The 1823-nt window shown below is 69.6% G+C and carries 1 protein-coding gene; it reads left to right on the forward strand.

The features are described 5' to 3' along the window. Nucleotides 1–1823, forward strand: a 1823-nt coding sequence (locus tag IU459_RS37020) for an amino acid adenylation domain-containing protein (RefSeq protein WP_195134237.1), incomplete at both ends; no start/stop codon positions are given.

The following is a 1823-nucleotide window of genomic DNA, read 5'->3' on the forward strand; positions in this document are numbered from 1 at the left end:
ACGCGCGGGTCAACCGGCTGGCCCGCTTCCTGATCGCCGACGGCGTCGGGCCGGAATCGCTTGTCGCGCTGGGCATGCGCCGCTCGCTCGAGCTGGTGATCGGCATGCACGCGGTGGTGAAGGCCGGTGGCGCGTACGTGCCGATCGATCCGGATCATCCGGCCGAGCGCACCGCCTACATCCTCGACAGCGCCGCGCCGGTGTGCGTGCTCACGCTGTCGGCCGATGAGCTGGACCTACCGGAGTCGGTGCGCCGGGTGGAGATCGACACCCTGGATGTGTCGGCGTACTCCGCGGAGCCGGTCACCGACGCCGACCGGGTGGCGCCGCTGCGCCCGGACAACACCGCCTACGTCATCTACACCTCGGGCTCGACCGGTCGCCCGAAGGGCGTGGCGGTCACCCACCGCGCGATCGTCAACCAGCAGCTGTGGATGCTGGACGAGTACCGGCTGACCGCGCAGGACGTGTACCTGCAGAAGACCGCGACCACCTTCGACGTGTCGCTGTGGGGCTACTTCCTTCCGTTGCTGGTGGGCGCGAAGCTGGTCATCGCGTCGCCGGACGGGCATCGTGACCCGCTGTACGTCGCGGACATGATCTCCCGGCACGGGGTCACCGTGACCGACTTCGTCCCGTCCATGCTGACGGTGTTCGTCGCGCACGCCACCCCGGCTCAATGTGCCACGCTGCGCGCGGTTTTCGTGATCGGCGAGGCGCTGCCGCCGGAGACCGCCGCGAGTTTCCGCGCACTTACCGACGCGGGACTGCACAACCTGTACGGCCCCACCGAGGCCGCGGTCTCGGTGACCTACTGGGAGGCGACGGCCGCCGACACGGTGACCGTGCCGATCGGTATCCCGGAGTGGAACGTCCAGGTGTACGTGCTGGATTCGCGACTGCGTCCGGCCCCGATCGGCGCGCCGGGCGAGCTGTACCTGGGCGGGCGTCAGCTCGCTCGTGGCTACCGCGGTCGTCCCGATCTGACCTCGGACCGGTTCGTCGCCAATCCGCTGTCGGCCACCGGCGAGCGGATGTACCGCACCGGCGACCTGGTGCGCTGGAACGAAGCGGGCACGCTGGAGTACATCGGCCGCACCGACTTCCAGGTGAAGTTCCGCGGTCAGCGCATCGAGCTGGGCGAGATCGAAACCGATCTGCTCGCGCACCCCGCGGTCAGTCAGGCCGTGGTGCTGGTCGTGGACACCGCCACCGGTCAGCAATTGGTCGCCTACGTGGTGGCGGCTCCTGGTCAGTCCGTGGATCCGGCTGCGCTGACCAGGTTCGTCGCGGAGAAGCTGCCGAGCTACATGGTGCCCGCGTCGATCATGGTGCTGGACGCCTTCCCGCTCAACACCAGCGGCAAGCTGGATCGCAAAGCCCTGCCGGAGCCGGTGTTCAGCGCCGACGCGGGTGATTTCCGCGCGCCGCGCACTCAGGCCGAGCAGATCGTGGCGGGCATCTTCGCCGACGTGCTCAGCCAGGACCGGATCGGCATCGACGACAACTTCTTCGACCTGGGCGGCAACTCGCTGGTCGCGACCCAGGTGGTGGCGCGTATCGGCGCGGCCTTCGGCACCCAGATCGGGGTGCGCGCGCTGTTCGAGACCCCGACCGTGGCCGGGATCGCCGCGCGGGCGGAGAACGCCGCCCCCGCCGACGCGTCGCGTCCGCCGCTGGTGGCCCAGCAGTTGCCGGAACGGGTGCCGCTGTCGCTGGCGCAGCAGCGCATGTGGTTCATCAACCAGTTCGACCCGACCGTGCCGACCTACAACCTGCCGTTCGTGGTGCGGATGCGCGGCCAGGTGGATCTGGACGCGCTG

It is taken from the genome of Nocardia amamiensis (assembly GCF_015477605.1).
Taxonomy (GTDB): domain Bacteria; phylum Actinomycetota; class Actinomycetes; order Mycobacteriales; family Mycobacteriaceae; genus Nocardia; species Nocardia amamiensis_A.